Origin of the sequence: Sphingomonas sp. (genome assembly GCF_036731925.1) — a bacterium.
Lineage (GTDB): Bacteria > Pseudomonadota > Alphaproteobacteria > Sphingomonadales > Sphingomonadaceae > Sphingomonas.
The window spans coordinates 1,463,228-1,479,773 of the sequence record NZ_DAINDJ010000001.1 but is presented as its reverse complement, the minus strand read 5'-3'; the positions used below and the strand labels follow the sequence as shown (position 1 = coordinate 1,479,773).

The window sequence follows — 16,546 nt, the reverse complement described above, 5'->3', positions numbered from 1 at the left end:
AGCCCTAGGATTGGCGCATGACGGATACCACTTCGCTTCCCTACCGCCCCTGCGCCGGCGTGATGCTGCTCAATCGCGACGGCAATGTTTTCGTCGGCCAGCGCCTCGATTCGACGCTGGAGGCCTGGCAGATGCCGCAGGGCGGGATCGACCCCGGCGAGGACGCGGTGGAAGCGGCGTTCCGCGAACTGTGGGAAGAAACGGGCGTTGCGCGCCATCATGCCGAGCTCATCGCCGAAGCTCCCGAGGAACTGCAGTACGATCTGCCCGAGGACCTGATCGGCAAGGTCTGGAAGGGCAAGTGGCGCGGGCAACGCCAGCGGTGGTTCCTGCTCCGCTTTCTGGGCGAAGACGGCGACATCGACATCGCGACCGCGCATCCCGAATTCCGCGCCTGGCGCTGGGCCGAGCCTGCCGACCTCCCGAGCCTGATCGTGCCGTTCAAGCGGGCCTTGTACGAACGGCTTCTCGAACTGTTCGCCCCCCATCTGGGCTGAGTGCGTCAGGCGAGGCGGCGCGCCGGCATGACCGCGAAGGAAAGGCCGGTGATCGTGCCGAGCACGACACCCGAGACGACGCCGCCGATCAGCCCGCGGGAAGCGATCTCGAGGCTGCTCGGCTCGGCGCTGCCGACCGAGGCTGCGACATAAATGCACGGCAGGGCCGCGCCCCAGCCGATCGCACTCACCGCCACCCACCAATGCGCTTGCCCGGCCGCACGGTACAGTACCAACGCTTGCGCGGCGCCGAACAGGATACCCAGCCCCAGCCCGAAGCCAGCCGAGGCAACCGCGGTCTGGAACAACGTTTCTACCGGCGGCAGCAACGGATCGCCGTTGAGCGGGGGGAAGACAGCGTACCAGGCAGCGATCGACCACACCGCGATGCCGACCAGCGACGTCGCCGTCACCCACGCCCGCAGGTTGAGGGCGGGAAACTGGCGCCGCAATGCCCAGCCCTGCAGTAGGCCCAGCGTAAGCCCCTGGATCAACCCGCTCAGTGCCTTGCCGAAAAAGACCAGCCATTCGGCCGTCTCGCCCACCGGCACCGGATCGAACCGGTCGACGGTGACCCACCACAAGGCGGCAGCACCAATGCCGAGCAACTCGCCCGCCGCGCACGCCTCGATCCAGCGGGTAAAGCCGTCCTCTTCCTGCACGTTGCCATCCTCTGAGGACTTGCGGTCTCCGGGGTGTACCGTCGATCGTGTCCTTTGTACCGCAATTGAGACACGAGTTTCCCGATCGCCACAAGCCCGGAAACGGAAGGAGGGCAATTGTTAAATTGGTACGACCTCGTATCGATGTGAGACGTATTGCCTGTAAGTCACTCGAATTCCAGAATAGCGGCGTCGACGGCCAGACTGTCGCCAGCCCGGAAGTGCGCGTGCTTGACGGTTCCGGCACGCTCGGCGCGCAGGATGTTCTCCATCTTCATCGCTTCGATGACCGCCAGCGGCTGCCCCGCCTCTACCTTGTCGCCGGGCTGCACGTGCAGCCGCGTGAGCAGCCCCGGCATCGGCGCGAGCAGAAAGCGGCTCATGTCCGGCGGCACCTTCTCGATCATGTGCGCGCGATACTGCGCGACATGCGGCGGCAGGACCTCAACGAGATGCGCTGCGCCGTGCGCAGTGAGCTTCCAGCCGGTGCGGGTGCGGTCTACCGCGGTGGCGAACTCTTCCCCGTCGATGTGCGCGACGAACTGCGGATCGCCCGCGCGCCAATGGCCGGATACCTCCAGCGGCGCCTCGTCGCTCGACAGGTTCACCAGCAGTCCGGTCGCGCAGCCGTCCACTGTCACGTCGAAGCGGTGGTCGCCGACCCGCACCGAGCGCGCGGTCGAAGGCACCGCAGGCGCGCCAAGCTGCCCGGAGATCTCCGCGAGCCGCTCGGTGCGGGCAAGGTCCAGCACCACCGCGACGGCGGCGAGGCGACGCACCAGCGCTTCGTCCGCCGGGGCGCCGTGGAACCCTTCGGGATATTCCTCCGCGATGAAGCCCGTGGTCAGTTCGCCCGAGCGGAAGCGCGGGTGCTGCATGATCGCGGAGAGGAAATCGATATTGTGGCCGATGCCGTCGATGCGGAAGCGGTCAAGCGCACGGACCTGCAGGTCCGCGGCCTCGTCGCGCGTGGGCGCCCAAGTGATCAGCTTGGCGATCATCGGATCGTAGAACATGCTGATCTCCGAGCCTTCGGTCACGCCGTCGTCGACGCGGACATAGCCCTGCCCCGCCGGCTCCGCCTTCGGGCTGCGATAGCGTACCAGCCGGCCCGTGCTCGGCAGGAAGCCGCGATAGGGATCCTCGGCATAGACGCGGTTCTCGATCGCCCAGCCGTCGAGCTTCACCTCGTCCTGCGTGAAGGCAAGCTTCTCGCCGGCGGCGACGCGGATCATCTGCTCGACCAGGTCGAGCCCGGTGATCGCCTCGGTCACCGGATGCTCCACCTGGAGGCGGGTGTTCATCTCGAGAAAGTAGAAGCCCTGCCCGGTCTTGTCGGCGCCCGAGACGATCAGCTCTACCGTGCCGGCGCTATAGTATCCGACTGCCCGCGCGAGCGCGACCGCCTGTTCGCCCATCGCCCTGCGCATCTCGGGCGTCACGAACGGCGACGGAGCTTCCTCCACCACCTTCTGGTGGCGGCGCTGGATCGAGCATTCGCGCTCGTTGAGATAGACGATGTTGCCGTGCTGGTCGCCCAGCACCTGGATCTCGATGTGGCGCGGGCTCTCGATGAACTTCTCGATGAACACGCGGTCGTCGCCGAAGCTCGCCAGCCCCTCACGCTTGGTCGCCTCGAAGCCTTCGCGGACGTCCTGCTCGCTATAGGCGAGCCGCATGCCCTTGCCGCCGCCGCCGGCCGAGGCCTTCATCATCACCGGATAGCCGATCTCGGCGGCGATTCGCACCGCATGCTCGGTATCCGCGATCTCGCCAACGAAACCGGGGACGACGTTCACCCCCGCCTGCTTGGCGAGCTTCTTCGACTCGATCTTGTCGCCCATCGCCGCGATCGCCCCCGGCGGCGGGCCGACAAAGGCGATGCCCGCCTCGGCACAGGCCTTGGCGAAGCTCTCGCGCTCGGAGAGGAAGCCATAGCCGGGATGGATCGCATCGGCGCCGGTTTCCTTGGCTGCGAGCAGGATCAGGTCCGCGCGGAGATAGCTCTCCGCCGCCGGCGCAGGCCCGAGCCGCACCGCCTCGTCCGCCATCCGCACATGCGGTGCGCGGGCATCCGCATCCGAATAGACCGCGACCGTGGCGATGCCCATCTTCTTGGCCGTACGCATCACCCGGCACGCGATTTCGCCACGGTTGGCGACGAGGATTTTCTTGAACATCAGAGCTTTACTACCCCTAGAAGCCAAAGGCTGACGACCGACAGGGCGGCCATCAGAAGAAGAAACGGCGGCCAGACAATGGCGCGGTAGAGTCATGGCCGCCGCAGTTCGAGCCGGAGCATGGAGGGGCTGTTCGCCCAATCGACGAAGGGAAAGGCAATCGCCCGCCAAAGCCAATCGAGCTCGTGCGGCATGGTTATTCCGCCGCCTCCAGCTCCACCTTGCACTCCGCGGCCATTGGCGTGATGCCGAGGCGAGCGAACAGCGCGGCGTCCTTGTCGTCGCCGGCGTTGCCTGCGGTCAGCAGCTTGTCGCCGGTGAAGATCGAATTGGCGCCCGCGAGGAAGCACAAGGCTTGGGTCGCATCGCTCATGCTCTCGCGACCGGCCGAGAGGCGGACCATCGAGCGCGGCATGGTGATGCGCGCCACCGCCACGGTGCGGACGAACTCGATATCGTCGATCTTGGCGAGCGGCGTGTCGGCCAGCATGTCGCCCAGCACCGTGCCCTTCACCGGCACCAGCGCGTTGACCGGCACACTGCCCGGATGCACCGGCAGGGTCGCCAGCGCGTGGATGAAGCCTACCCGGTCGCCGCGCGTCTCGCCCATGCCGACGATGCCGCCGCAGCACACGTTGATGCCCGCCTCGCGGACATGGTCCAGCGTCTCCAGCCGCTCCTCGAAGCTGCGGGTAGTGATCACCTCGCCATAGCGTTCGGGCGAGGTATCGATATTGTGGTTGTAGTAATCGAGCCCGGCATCGGCGAGCGTCTTCGCCTGACCATCGGTGAGCATGCCCAGCGTCATGCAGGTTTCCATGCCCATCGCGCGGACGCCCTTCACCATCTCGACGATGGCGGGCATGTCGCGGTCCTTGGGGTTGCGCCAGGCAGCACCCATGCAGAAGCGGGTCGAGCCATGGTCCTTGGCCTGCGCTGCCGCTTGCAGCACCGCGCGCGGATCCATCAGCTTGGTGGCCTTCAGTCCGGTATCGGCATGCGCCGACTGGCTGCAATAGCCGCAATCCTCGGGGCAACCGCCGGTCTTGATCGAGAGCAGCGTCGAACGCTGGACCTGGTTCGCCGGATGGTTGGCGCGGTGCACTTCCGCCGCGCGGAACACGAGCTCGGTGAACGGCAGGTCGAACAGGCTGGCGATCTCGTCGCGGGTCCAATCGGTGCGCACGGGGGTGGATTCGAAGGTCAAACAACTAACTCCGGTATTCGGTTACGCCGCCCGGCATAGCGGGTGCGGGCGTCGGCGTAAAAGGGCAGCATGGTCACTCGGCAGCAGCCTCGAGGGGTGGCATGTTGTGGCCGAGCAGGCGCAGCACATCCGCGGCGCACTCGACCACGTTGGAGCCGGGGCCGTAGATTCCCTGCACGCCGGCTGCGCGCAGCATCTCGTAATCCTGCGGCGGGATCACGCCACCGGCGATGACCTTGATATCGCTTCTGCCCGCTTCGCGCAGGCCGCGGATCAGCTCGGGGATCAGCGTCTTGTGCCCTGCGGCCAGGCTGGAGGCACCCACGACATCGACGCCGCTGTCGAGGGCCAGCACCACCGTCTCCTCCGGCGTCTGGAACAGGGGCCCACTGACCACCTCGAAGCCCATGTCCGAAAAGGCCGACGCGATGACGTTTGCGCCGCGATCATGCCCGTCCTGCCCCATCTTCGCGACGAGCAGGCGCGGCTTGCGACCAATCCGGCGCTCGACCGCCTCGACGCCGCGCACGACCTCCGCCCAGCGGTTGTCCTCCGCATAGGGCGCGCCATAAACGCCCTTCACCGGTGTCGGCTGGGTGGCGTAGCGGCCGAACACGTCCTCCATCGCCGCGCTGATCTCGCCCAGCGTCGCTCGTGCGCGCGCCGCCACCACCGCCAGTTCCAGCAGATTACCACCGCCGCGCGCGCCGTCGCGCAACGCATCGAGCGCCGCCTGGCACGCCGCTTCATCCCGCGCTGCCTTCACCTGCTGGATCCGCGCGATCTGGCCTTCCCGCACCGCGGCATTGTCCACCTCCAGCGTTTCGAGCAGATCCTCGCTGGAGAGCCGGTACTTGTTGACCCCGACGATCACGTCCTCGCCGCGATCCACCCGCGCCTGTCGTGCCGCAGCCGCTTCCTCGATCATCGCCTTCGGCCAGCCGGCAGCAACCGCTTTGGCCATGCCGCCTTCCGCTTCGACCCGCTCGATGATCTCCCAGGCCTTGTCGACCAGGCTCTGGGTCAGGCTTTCGACATAATAGCTGCCGCCGAGCGGATCGACGACCTTGGTCATCCCCGTCTCTTCCTGCAGCACGATCTGGGTGTTGCGGGCAATACGGGCGGAGAAGTCCGTGGGCAGCGCGATCGCTTCGTCGAGCGCGTTGGTGTGGAGGCTCTGGGTGCCGCCCAGCATCGCCGCCATCGCCTCGATCGTCGTGCGGATGACGTTGTTGTACGGATCCTGCTCGGTCAGCGATACGCCGCTGGTCTGGCAATGGGTACGCAGCATCTTGGAGCGCTCGTCCTGCGCACCCAGCTGCGTCATCACCCGGTGCCACAGCACACGGGCAGCCCGCAGCTTCGCCACTTCCATGAAGAAGTTCATACCGATTGCGAAGAAGAAGCTCAGACGGCCTGCAAACTTGTCGATATCCAGCCCGCTGGCGACGCCGTACTTTACATATTCCATGCCGTCGGCGATGGTGAAGGCCAGCTCCTGCACCTGGGTCGCTCCGGCTTCCTGCATATGGTAGCCAGAGATGGAAATGCTGTTGAATTTCGGCATTTTCGCGCTGGTATAGGCGAAAATGTCTGAAATGATCCGCATGCTCGGTTCGGGTGGGTAGATATAGGTGTTCCGAACCATGAACTCCTTGAGGATGTCGTTCTGGATCGTGCCTTCCAGCTTCTCCTGCGGAACCCCCTGCTCCTCGCCCGCGACGATGAAGAAGGCCAGCACCGGGATCACCGCGCCGTTCATCGTCATCGAGACGGACATCTGGTCGAGCGGAATGCCGTCGAACAGGATCTTCATGTCCTCGATCGTGTCGATCGCCACGCCGGCCTTGCCGACATCGCCGAGCACGCGCGGATGATCGCTGTCATAGCCGCGATGGGTGGCGAGATCGAACGCGACCGAAAGGCCCTTCTGCCCGGCCGCAAGGTTGCGGCGATAGAAGGCGTTGGACTCCTCGGCAGTCGAGAAGCCGGCATATTGGCGGATCGTCCAGGGCCGGCCGGCATACATCGAGGCGCGCACCCCGCGCGTGAAGGGCGCAAAGCCGGGAAGGCCGGGATCGATACCTGCGACATCTTCCTTTGTGTACAGTGGCTTGACCGAGATACCTTCAGGCGTGTCCCAGCCCAGGTCCTTGCCCTTCACTTCCTTTGAAGCGGCAGCCGACCACTGGTCGATCGTGGGCTTGCTCATATCAATGCTCACCACGCGGCGTTTCCATGATCTCGGTAAGGATGCCGCCCATGTCCTTTGGATGGACGAAGAAGATCGGCGTTCCATGCGCTCCGATGCGCGGCTCGCCGAGGACCTTGCAGCCCTTGGCCTCGAACCATGCCTTCGCCAGATGAATGTCGGGCACCTCGTAGCAGAGATGATGCTGGCCGCCCGCCGGGTTCTTCGCGAGGAACCCGTGGATCGGCGACGCCTCGCCCAGCGGCTCGATCAGCTCGATCTGGCTGTTGGGCGTGTCGACGAAACACACCCTTACGCCCTGCGCGGGGAGGTCGAAGGGCGCGCGGATCACTTCCGCTCCCATCACGTCGCGATAGAAGGCGATTGAGGCTTCGATCGACGGCGTCGCCACGCCGACATGGTTGAGACGGCCGAGTTTCATCGCGTTTCCTGATCAGTGCCGCGTCACAGCGGAATATTGTCGTGCTTCTTCCACGGGTTCTCGAGCTGCTTGTTGCGCAGCTTGCGAAGCCCTAGAGCGATCCGGCGGCGCGTGGAGTGCGGCATGATCACTTCGTCGACAAAGCCCTTGCTGGCCGCCACGAAAGGATTGGCGAAGCGCGCCTCATATTCCGCGGTGCGCTCGGCGATTTCCTCCGGTGTCCTGCCCCGGAAGATGATCTCCACCGCGCCCTTGGCGCCCATCACCGCGATCTCCGCGGTAGGCCAGGCATAGTTGAGGTCGCCGCGCAGGTGCTTCGATGCCATCACGTCATAGGCGCCGCCATAGGCCTTGCGGGTGATCACCGTGATCTTCGGCACCGTCGCCTCGGCATAGGCGAACAGCAGCTTGGCGCCGTGCTTGATGATGCCGGAATGCTCCTGGCCGACGCCCGGCAGGAAGCCCGGCACGTCGACGAAGGTGACGATCGGGATCTCGAACGCGTCGCAGAAGCGCACGAACCGCGCCGCCTTCTTGGAGGCGTTGATGTCGAGACAGCCTGCCAGCACCATCGGCTGGTTCGCTACCACGCCCACCGTGCGCCCCTCGATCCGGCCGAAGCCGATCAGGATGTTGCCGGCATGCGCAGGCTGCAGCTCGAAGAACTCGCCCTCGTCCAGCGCCTTACGGATCAGCTCGTGCATGTCGTACGGCTGGTTGGCGTTCGGCGGGATCAGCGTGTCGAGGCTCTCGTCGATCCGGTCCCAGGGATCGTCGCTGGCGCGCTCCGGCGGCGCCTCACGATTCGAGGCAGGAAGGAAATCCACGAAGTCGCGGGCCGCGAGCAGCGCCTCGATGTCGTTCTCGAAGGCCACGTCAGCGACCCCCGACTTCGTGGTATGCGTCACCGCTCCACCCAGCTCCTCCTGCGTGACGATCTCGTTGGTAACGGTCTTCACTACATCCGGGCCGGTGACGAACATGTAGGACGAATCCTTCACCATGAAAATGAAGTCCGTCATTGCGGGGCTGTAGACCGCGCCGCCGGCGCAGGGCCCCATGATCAGGCTGAGCTGGGGCACGACGCCCGAGGCTAGCACGTTGCGCTGGAACACCTCGGCATAGCCCCCAAGGCTGGCGACGCCCTCCTGAATGCGCGCGCCGCCGCTGTCGTTGAGGCCGATCACGGGCGCGCCGACCTTCATCGCCATGTCCATGATCTTGCAGATCTTCTGCGCGTGGCGCTCCGAGAGCGAGCCGCCGAATACGGTGAAGTCCTGGCTGAACACGAAGACGAGGCGACCGTTGATCGTGCCGGAACCCGTGACCACGCCGTCGCCGGGGATCACCTGATCCTGCATGCCGAAATCGGTGCAGTTGTGCTCGACATACATGTCGAGCTCCTCGAAACTACCCTCGTCGAGCAGAACTTGGAGCCGCTCGCGCGCGGTCAGCTTGCCCTTGGCATGTTGTGCGTCGATCCGCTTCTGGCCCCCGCCCAGGCGGGCAGCGGCACGACGGCGTTCCAGTTCCTCGATCGTCGACGACATCGGCATTTCTCTCCGTGAACGCGGCTTGTGCACCGGGCCATGAAGGATCTGCAAATGCAATGTTGCAAAGTTGCGGGAGTGAGGTTTGCAGATTATCGCAGAGCCATGGCCAGCCAAGTCCCACCCCTGCCCCGCCGTCGTTTGTTCGAAGGCTTTCGCCTGCGCGAGTTGCGACGCCGTCTGAACATCCCGCAGGCCGGGATGGCGCAGCGGCTGGGCATCTCCGTCTCCTATCTCTCGCAGATCGAAAATAACGACCGACCGATCACGGATGGCGTGCTGCTGGCGCTGGCGCGGGAATTCCCGGTCGAGGCCGCGGAGATCAACGGCGAGGGCGGGACGGCCGCCCTGCTCCGCGCGATCGACGCCGCGACCGACAGCAGCGTGCCTGGCGACCGCATCGACGAAACCGATGTTCGCCGCGGGATCGAGCAGCAGCCCTTGCTTGCGCGGCGCATGGTCGCGCTGCACGATGCCTTTCGCCGCAGCCAGGAGCAGTTGCGCGTGCTCGATGACCGGTTCGACACCGGCTCGGGCGACGCGGCCCCCCTTCCCTGGGAAGAGGTGCGCGACTGGTTTCAGGCCGAGGGCAATTATATCGATGCGATCGATCGCTCGGCGGAGACACTGGCCGATGCGCTCGCGCTCGACGACGACAATGTCCTGCGCGCGTTCGAGGATCGGCTGCGGCTTTGGCACGGTGTGCGGGTGGTCGGCGCGCGAGGCGACGGCAGCGAGCTGAGCCGGTTCGACGAGCGGGCGCGAACCTTGGCACTCAACCATGCCCTGCCACCGGAGAGCCGCGGCTTTTTGCTCGCCCATCGCCTGGTGCGGTACGAGTTCGCCAACGAGATGCGGCTGGTGATCGATCGCGCCGGCCTCGCCTCGCCGGCCGCGCGCGAACTGCTGAGCGTGGGCCTCGCCAATTATGCGGCGGGGGCGCTGCTGATGCCCTATGGCCGGTTCCGCGCTGCAGCCTATGAAGTGCGTCACGACATCGACCGGCTCCGCCAGCGCTTCGGGGTGAGCTTCGAGCAGGCGTGCCACCGACTGTCGACGCTGCAGCGACCCGGCGCGCAGGGGCTGCCGGTGTTCTTCTGCCGCGTCGACATGGCTGGCAACATCACCAAGCGCCACTCCGCCACCCGACTGCAATTCGCGGCGCTGGGCGGTGCATGCCCCCTGTGGATCGTCCATGAGGCGGTGGCTATTCCGGATCGTATCCTGGTCCAGCTCGCCGAAATGCCGGACGGAACGCGCTATGTCTCGATGGCGAAGGGGCTGGTGAAGCCCTCGGGCAGCTTCACCCGCCCGCCGCGCCGCTATGCCGTGGCGCTGGGCTGCGAGGAGGCGCATGCCGCGGACTTCGTGTATGCCGATGCGCTGCGCACCGGCGGCGCCGCCACGCCGATCGGCGCCTCCTGCCGCATCTGCCCGCGGCTCGATTGCGACCAGCGGGCCTTTCCGCCGGCCGGATCGGTAATCGAGATCGATCCCGATCGCCGCCGGGCCGTGCCCTACGGCTTCCGCTGATGCTTGCGGGTGGCGCCCGCTTCATGGCATACCCGAACCTCTAAAAAGAGATTGGAGAGGTTCCATGGCAACCGCGCTCGCCGCAACTTCGCAGGTCAGCGACGCCGAGTGGGAGGCGCGGCAACAGCTCGCCGCCTGCTACCGCGTGTTCGACATGCTCGGCTGGTCCGAGATGATCTACAACCACATCACGGTGAAGCTGCCGGACCAGGAAGGCGCCTTTCTGATCAACCCGTTCGGGCTGCACTTCAGCGAAGTGAAGGCATCAAACCTCGTCAAGATCGACATCGACGGCAACAAGCTGGACGACTCACCCCATCCGGTGAACCGTGCCGGCTTCGTGCAGCATGCCCTCTTCCACCGCCATCTGCCCGATGCGCATTGCATCATGCACAGCCACACCACCGCCGGCATGGCAGTCGCCTCGCTCGAAGGCGGGTTGCGGCCGACGAACTTCTACGCCTGCAACTTCATCGGCCAGATCGCCTACCATGATTTCGAAGGGGTCACCGTCCGCGATGAGGAAGGCGCGCGCCTCCTCGCCCATCTCGGGGACAAGCGGGTGATGCTGCTGCGCAACCACGGCATCCTCGCCATGGGCCGGACTCTGCCCGAGGCGTTCGTCAAGCACTGGGCGCTGCAGCGCGCCTGCGAGATCCAGGTCGCGACGATGAGCATGGGCCAGCCGATCGAGATTGCGCCCGAGGTCGTCGCTGTCCACCAGCGCGACGTCCATATGGCGCAGGTGCCCGGCGGCCCCGGCGCGGCGGACTTCGCGGCAATGGTGCGGCTGGTCGACCGCGTTGATCGCAGCTGGCGCGACTAGCCGAAGCGGAACCCGCTCACTGCCCAGCCGAGGACATGGTCGCGATAGTCGCACACCGCCGGGCCGTCGCCGCCTGCGCCAAGCGCGATCATCAGCGGCAGCAGATGCTCCTCGCGCGGGTGGGCGAATTCGGCATATGGGAATTCCCGCCAGGCGATGACGCGCGCTTTCCGACGTGCGGGATCGGGATCGGTTGCAGCCTCTACCAGCGCGTCGTCCCAGGCATCGGCATAGGGGGTCACCTGCGGGCCGAAGGCGCGAAGATTGTGGAAGCTCATGCCCGAGCCGACGATCAGCACCCCTTCGTCGCGCAAGGGGGCCAGCGCCTTGCCGATCGCGACATGCGCGGCGGGGTCGAGGTCTGTGCGGAGCGATAGCTGGGCAAGCGGAATATCGGCATTCGGGACAGCCACCTTCATCGGGATGAAAACGCCGTGATCCCAGCCCCGCTCGCGTTCAACGCCAGCAGGGAAGCCCGCCCCCTCCAGCAGCGCCTGGACGCGCAACGCCACGTCGGGCGCCCCGAGAGCGTCCCAGCGCAGCTGATAGGTGTGCTCGGGAAAGCCGTGATAATCGAAGAGCAGCGGCTGGCCATCGCCGACATGCACCGTGACGTCCCGTTCCTCCCAATGACCGGAGACGAGCAGGATCGCACGCGGACGCGCCGGCAGGCTTTCGATCAGCCCCGCGAGATAGGCCTGCATCGGCTGCCACATCGGATCGGGCGGGCCGCCGGCAGGATCCATGAAGAAGCAGGGACCACCGCCATGCGGCACGAAAAGCGCGGGTAAGGGCATGCCGCGAATGTCGCCTGCGCCGCTGCCGCCGACAATGCCGGTTTCGGAAACCCGTCGTTTCCCGCTAGGGTCGCCGCCATGACTCGGTTCACCGTCAACAACCAGCCGGTCCAGTACGACATGGATCCGCAGACGCCGCTCCTCTGGGCCCTGCGCGACGCCTCCAACCTCACCGGCACCAAATATGGCTGCGGCACCGGCGATTGCGGCGCCTGCACGGTCGACATCGACGGCGCCGCGCGGCTTGCCTGCAGAGAGACGATCGGCGCCGTCGAGGGGACCTTCGTCACCACCATCGAAGGCCTGTCGCCCGATCGCAGCCATCCGGTGCAGCAGGCGTTCCTCGCCGCCAATCTCGTCCAGTGCGGCTATTGCATCCCCGGCATGGTGATGGCCGCCTCCGTGCTGATCCGCACCAATCGCACTCCGTCCGAGGAAGACATTCGACAGGGCATCCCCAACATCTGCCGCTGCGGCATCTATCCGCGGCTGGTCGCAGCGATACAGGAGGCCGCGCGCATCGCTCGCGGCGATCCTGCCGATGGGGCATGAAAGCTTTCAATCGGCTGACGGGCCAGTTCAGAACCGGCTCAGCCAGTCGCGCGTATCAAGGCAGCATCGGCACGGCGACTTCGCCGCTGCCACCGGAGAATCGTTCGATGAAGAGGATGCTGTTGGCGGCAATTGCAGCTGCAAGCGCGCTCGTTCCCGCCGCCGCCATCGCGCAGGAGCGTGGCGAGCATCGTGGCAATGGCGGCTGGATGCGCCCCGAAGGCGCCCGCCCGCAAGGCGGACAAGGTTGGCAGCGCCCCCAGGAGGGTCAGGCCTGGCAGCGCCCGCAGGGCGCGCCCCAGGCACGGCCGCAGGATCGTGGCGATTGGCAACGTCCGCAGGCTGTGCCGCAGGGCCAGCCCCAGGATCGGGGCAACTGGCAGCGCCCGCAGGGCAGTTCCGGCTGGATGCGTCCGCAGGGCGCGCCGCAAGCCATGGACCGCGGCGAATGGCGCCGCCCCGACGGCCAACCCCGCCCCGCCTTCCAGCAGCCGCAGGGGAGCCCAAGCCCGGTTCAGCCGCAGCGGGACTGGCGCGGCGGGCAGCGGCCGGACTGGCAGAACCGCGGCGAGGTTCGCAGCCCCCAGGCCTGGCAGGATCGCCGCTCGGACGATCGCGCGCGCGCCCAGTGGAACGGCGGACGCGACTGGGGACGCCGTGACGGGGGCCGCCGCTGGAACGACCGCCGCGACTGGGATCGCGGCGACCGGTGGCGCGGGGACCGGGGTGTGTGGAACAATGGCTGGCGGAGCGACCATCGCTATGACTGGCGCGCCTATCGCGACTATAATCGCAGCCTCTACCGCCTGCCCCGCTATTATCCGCCGGCGCGCTGGAGCTACGGCTATCGCCGCTTCTCGATCGGCTATCGCCTCGACAGCTTCCTGTTCGGGCAGCAATACTGGATCAGCAACCCCTATTCCTATCGTCTTCCCGAAGTTTGGGGGCCGTATCGCTGGGTCCGCTACTATGACGATGCGCTGCTGGTGGACGTCGATACCGGCGAAGTGGTCGACGTGATCTACGGCATCTTCTGGTAAGCAAAGGGGGGCGGTCGGCTGCGATGTCGGCCGCTCCCGCTTGCAATCGCCGGGGCGGGCGGCAAAGAGTTTCGCCGTGAGCAAGACGAACGGAAACAGCAAGGGGTCGCCCTCCCCCGAACGGGCGAGGATCGGGCGCGAGGTGGCGGCACGGCTGGATGCCAATCCGAACGTGCGGCGTGCCAAGGTGGAACTGGCGCAGGTCTACACCTATCCGGATTTCTTCAGCGACGCCGATTGCGACATGCTGATGGCGCTGATCGACAGCAACGCGCGCCCTTCCACCCTGCTCGCCGCGACCGACGACCCCGAATACCGGACCAGCCACAGCTCGGACCTGTATCGCTGGTCGCCCGACGTGCTGGCGATCGACAACCGGATCGCGGACCTGCTCGGCATCCCGGTGGAAAATGCCGAGACGATGCAGGGCCAGCGCTATGCGGAAAACCAGCAATTCCGCGCGCACTGCGACTATTTCCACGAAGACAGCGTCTATTGGGAAAAGATGCTGGAAACCGGCGGCCAGCGCACCTGGACCGCGATGGCCTATCTCAACGATGTCGAGGAAGGCGGCGCCACCTGGTTTCCGCGCGCCGGCATCCGCTTCAAGCCGAAGCGTGGACTGCTGGTGATGTGGAACAACATGCTCGCCGACGGCAGCCCCAATTACGACACGCTGCACGAGGGGATGCGCGTCGTGGAAGGCACCAAGTACATCATCACCAAGTGGTTCCGCGAATCCGCCTGGATCAAGGCGCCGATCCAGACCTATCGCTCGGGCGTGGTCGACGCCGACGCGAAGTGAGCGTCAGGCGGCGACGGGCGCGATGATCCCGGCCACACGCCCTCGAAGAACATCCGCCAGCGTATAGCGCCCCAGCACTGCCATGAAGGCGCGCCTCGCCTCGTCGAGCACGCCCGGCAGGCTGCAGTGCCGCGCCAGACGGCAGCCGGTGCAATCGACCAGCGCGCAGCGGGGCTCGGTCGCCTCCAGCACGGCACCGAGATTGATCTCGGCAGGATCGCGCGCCAGACGGATGCCGCCGCCGCGCCCCCGCAGTGCCTCGATGAAGCCGGCATGGGCCAGGCCGTTGGCGATCTTCATCAGATGCGTTGCCGAAATCCCCTGCGCCGCCGCCACCTCCGCGATGGCGATGCGCGGCTCCGCCATGCTGCCCAGGTGGATCAGCAGCCGAAGTGCATAATCGGTATGGCGGGTCAGTTGCATGGGACATCCGCTTCGTAATTGTCGAAACGTGCAGATGCACCTGGGACATCTACTAGGGTTTGACCCTGGTCAAAGAGCGGATCTGGACGGCCGAATAACCGGACTTTGCAATTCAGCTTTACCGGAGACCGGCGATGTACTGCGTCCAGTGCGAACAATCGAACAAGGGTGGCTGCGCCGCCAAAATGGGCTCCTGCGGCAAGACCGCACAGGTCGCCGATCTGCAGGACGTGCTGCTGCGCGTGATGCAGGGCGTGTCGGTCTACGCCGATCGCGCAGCGCCCAGGGGCGCGCGCGATACGGCGGTGGATGCCTTCACGCCGCACGCCTGGTTCACCACCCTGACCAACGTCAATTTCGACGACACCCGCTTCGTGCCGCTGATCGCCAAGGCGCTTTCCATGCGTGCGCAGGCGCATGCGTTGGCCGAAGCAGCCGGCGCCGACCTCTCCGCGCTGCCGGAGCCCGCAACTTGGAACCCGGGCACGACCCCGTCCGAGCTCGCGGCCGCCGCGCCCTTCGCTGCGATCCAGCGCTTCATGGATCGCGACGGACCCAGCATCGTCGGTTTGCGCAACCTGATCCTGTACGGACTCAAGGGCACCGCCGCCTATGGCGAACACGCCCGCGTACTCGGCTTCGAGGACGAGGCGATCAGCCGCGAGTTTCACCGCATCGCTGCCTTTCTCGCAACCGACCCGACCGATGTCGACGCCCTGCTCGGCAACGCGCTTGCGATCGGCGCGCTCAACCTCAAGGTGATGGAACTGCTGGACGCGGCGAACACCGGCCGCTTCGGGCACCCGGAACCGACCCCCGTGCGGATGAGCCCACGCGCCGGCAAGTGCCTGCTCGTCTCCGGCCACGACATGGGCGATCTCGAAGCCATCCTCCAGCAGACCGAGGGCACCGGCATCGATGTTTACACCCATGGTGAGCTTCTTCCTGCAAATGCTTACCCTGGCTTGAAGAAATATGGTCATCTTGCCGGCAACTACGGCGGCGCCTGGCAGGAGCAGCAGAAGGATTTCGACGCTTTCCCCGGCGCGATCGTGATGACCTCCAACTGCCTGATCAACCCGAACCTGAAGGGCTATGGGGGCCGCATCTTCACCGCCGGGCCGGTGGGCTGGAACGGCCTGCCGCACCTGACGGACCATGACTTCGCCCCCGCCATCGCCTGCGCTCTCGCCCAGCCTGGCTTCGCGGACGATACGCCGGAGCAGACGATCACCATCGGCTTCGGTCGCAACACGGTGATGGGCGTGGCCGATACGCTGCTCGGCATGATCGGCAAGGGCGAGGTAAAGAACCTGTTCCTGATCGGCGGTTGCGACGGCGCGCGGCCGGGGCGCAACTATTTCCACGACCTCGCAATGGCGACGCCCAAGGACAGCCTGGTGCTCACCCTGGGCTGCGGCAAGTTTCGCTTCAACCGCGAAGAACTGGGCGACATCAACGGCATCCCGCGCGTGCTCGACATCGGCCAGTGCAATGACGCCTATTCGGCAATCCGCATCGCCACCGCCGTTGCAGAGGCGTTGAACGTCGGCGTCAATGATCTGCCGCTGCACTATGCGATCAGCTGGTTCGAGCAGAAGGCAACCGCCGTGCTGCTGACCATGCTGCATCTCGGCCTGCGCCGCATTCATCTGGGGCCCACGCTGCCGCAGTTCCTCACCCCCGAAGTGCTCGGCATCCTGATCGAAAAGTTCGACATCCGCCCGACCGGCGATGCCCGCACCGATCTGGAGCACATGCTCCAGGCCGCCTGAGGAACCTGCCCGCTCGGCACGCCGCCTCCTCGGGCGTGTCGAGCGGGTTTCGGTGCGAACCCCTCG

Annotated in this window: 15 protein-coding genes; 7 read left to right on the top strand and 8 right to left on the bottom strand. The window is 66.2% G+C overall.

Annotation, left to right across the window (positions count from 1 at the left end; all coding sequences use genetic code 11):
* Positions 1-17 precede the first annotated feature (17 nt).
* Positions 18-497 carry an RNA pyrophosphohydrolase gene (locus tag V7E00_RS07320; protein WP_333571982.1) on the top strand — a complete coding sequence of 160 codons (480 nt, stop codon included), beginning with the start codon at positions 18-20 and terminating at the stop codon, positions 495-497.
* A 5-nt stretch (positions 498-502) separates the two neighbouring features.
* On the opposite strand, the gene V7E00_RS07315 is transcribed toward V7E00_RS07320, so the two are convergent.
* From V7E00_RS07315 to V7E00_RS07290, 6 genes are all read right to left on the bottom strand, one after another.
* Positions 503-1,159: a hypothetical protein gene (locus tag V7E00_RS07315; RefSeq protein ID WP_333571981.1), complete on the bottom strand. Its 657-nt coding sequence runs from the start codon at positions 1,157-1,159 to the stop codon at positions 503-505.
* Between the two features lie 167 nt (positions 1,160-1,326).
* Positions 1,327-3,339 (bottom strand): acetyl/propionyl/methylcrotonyl-CoA carboxylase subunit alpha, encoded by a 2,013-nt coding sequence (locus V7E00_RS07310; RefSeq protein ID WP_333571980.1) that lies wholly within the window; start codon positions 3,337-3,339, stop codon positions 1,327-1,329.
* 196 nt (positions 3,340-3,535) lie between these two features.
* Positions 3,536-4,546, bottom strand: a complete 1,011-nt coding sequence (bioB, locus tag V7E00_RS07305) for a biotin synthase BioB (protein ID WP_333571979.1) — start codon at positions 4,544-4,546, stop codon at positions 3,536-3,538.
* A 73-nt stretch (positions 4,547-4,619) separates the two neighbouring features.
* A complete protein-coding gene (scpA, locus tag V7E00_RS07300; protein WP_333571978.1) occupies positions 4,620-6,758 on the bottom strand; it encodes a methylmalonyl-CoA mutase in 2,139 nt (712 codons plus the stop codon).
* Position 6,759: 1 nt separating this feature from the next.
* A complete protein-coding gene (mce, locus tag V7E00_RS07295) occupies positions 6,760-7,179 on the bottom strand; it encodes a methylmalonyl-CoA epimerase (RefSeq protein WP_333571977.1) in 420 nt (139 codons plus the stop codon).
* 23 nt (positions 7,180-7,202) lie between these two features.
* Positions 7,203-8,729, bottom strand: coding sequence for an acyl-CoA carboxylase subunit beta (locus tag V7E00_RS07290; protein ID WP_333571976.1), 1,527 nt, complete (start codon positions 8,727-8,729; stop codon positions 7,203-7,205).
* Between the two features lie 105 nt (positions 8,730-8,834).
* Between V7E00_RS07290 and V7E00_RS07285 the strand changes: the two genes are divergently transcribed.
* Together V7E00_RS07285 and V7E00_RS07280 are read left to right on the top strand one after the other, a co-directional pair.
* Positions 8,835-10,262 (top strand): helix-turn-helix domain-containing protein, encoded by a 1,428-nt coding sequence (locus V7E00_RS07285; RefSeq protein ID WP_333571975.1) that lies wholly within the window; start codon positions 8,835-8,837, stop codon positions 10,260-10,262.
* A gap of 64 nt (positions 10,263-10,326) precedes the next feature.
* Complete coding sequence (locus tag V7E00_RS07280; RefSeq protein WP_333571974.1) at positions 10,327-11,088, top strand: class II aldolase/adducin family protein; 762 nt, start codon at positions 10,327-10,329, stop codon at positions 11,086-11,088.
* On the opposite strand, the gene V7E00_RS07275 is transcribed toward V7E00_RS07280, so the two are convergent.
* Positions 11,085-11,885, bottom strand: coding sequence for a DODA-type extradiol aromatic ring-opening family dioxygenase (locus tag V7E00_RS07275; protein WP_333571973.1), 801 nt, complete (start codon positions 11,883-11,885; stop codon positions 11,085-11,087). The genes V7E00_RS07280 and V7E00_RS07275 overlap by 4 nt on opposite strands.
* Before the next feature lie 78 nt (positions 11,886-11,963).
* On the opposite strand from V7E00_RS07275, the gene V7E00_RS07270 reads away from it, so the two are divergent.
* From V7E00_RS07270 to V7E00_RS07260, 3 genes are all read left to right on the top strand, one after another.
* Positions 11,964-12,437: a (2Fe-2S)-binding protein gene (locus tag V7E00_RS07270; protein WP_333571972.1), complete on the top strand. Its 474-nt coding sequence runs from the start codon at positions 11,964-11,966 to the stop codon at positions 12,435-12,437.
* 107 nt (positions 12,438-12,544) lie between these two features.
* Positions 12,545-13,477 carry an RcnB family protein gene (locus V7E00_RS07265; protein ID WP_333571971.1) on the top strand — a complete coding sequence of 311 codons (933 nt, stop codon included), beginning with the start codon at positions 12,545-12,547 and terminating at the stop codon, positions 13,475-13,477.
* Positions 13,478-13,553: 76 nt separating this feature from the next.
* Positions 13,554-14,282: a 2OG-Fe(II) oxygenase gene (locus V7E00_RS07260; protein WP_333571970.1), complete on the top strand. Its 729-nt coding sequence runs from the start codon at positions 13,554-13,556 to the stop codon at positions 14,280-14,282.
* Positions 14,283-14,285: 3 nt separating this feature from the next.
* Here the strand turns inward: V7E00_RS07260 and V7E00_RS07255 are convergent, their stop codons facing one another.
* Positions 14,286-14,705 carry an RrF2 family transcriptional regulator gene (locus V7E00_RS07255; RefSeq protein WP_333571969.1) on the bottom strand — a complete coding sequence of 140 codons (420 nt, stop codon included), beginning with the start codon at positions 14,703-14,705 and terminating at the stop codon, positions 14,286-14,288.
* A 134-nt stretch (positions 14,706-14,839) separates the two neighbouring features.
* Between V7E00_RS07255 and hcp the strand changes: the two genes are divergently transcribed.
* Positions 14,840-16,480: a hydroxylamine reductase gene (gene hcp, locus V7E00_RS07250; protein WP_333571968.1), complete on the top strand. Its 1,641-nt coding sequence runs from the start codon at positions 14,840-14,842 to the stop codon at positions 16,478-16,480.
* Positions 16,481-16,546: the final 66 nt, after the last annotated feature.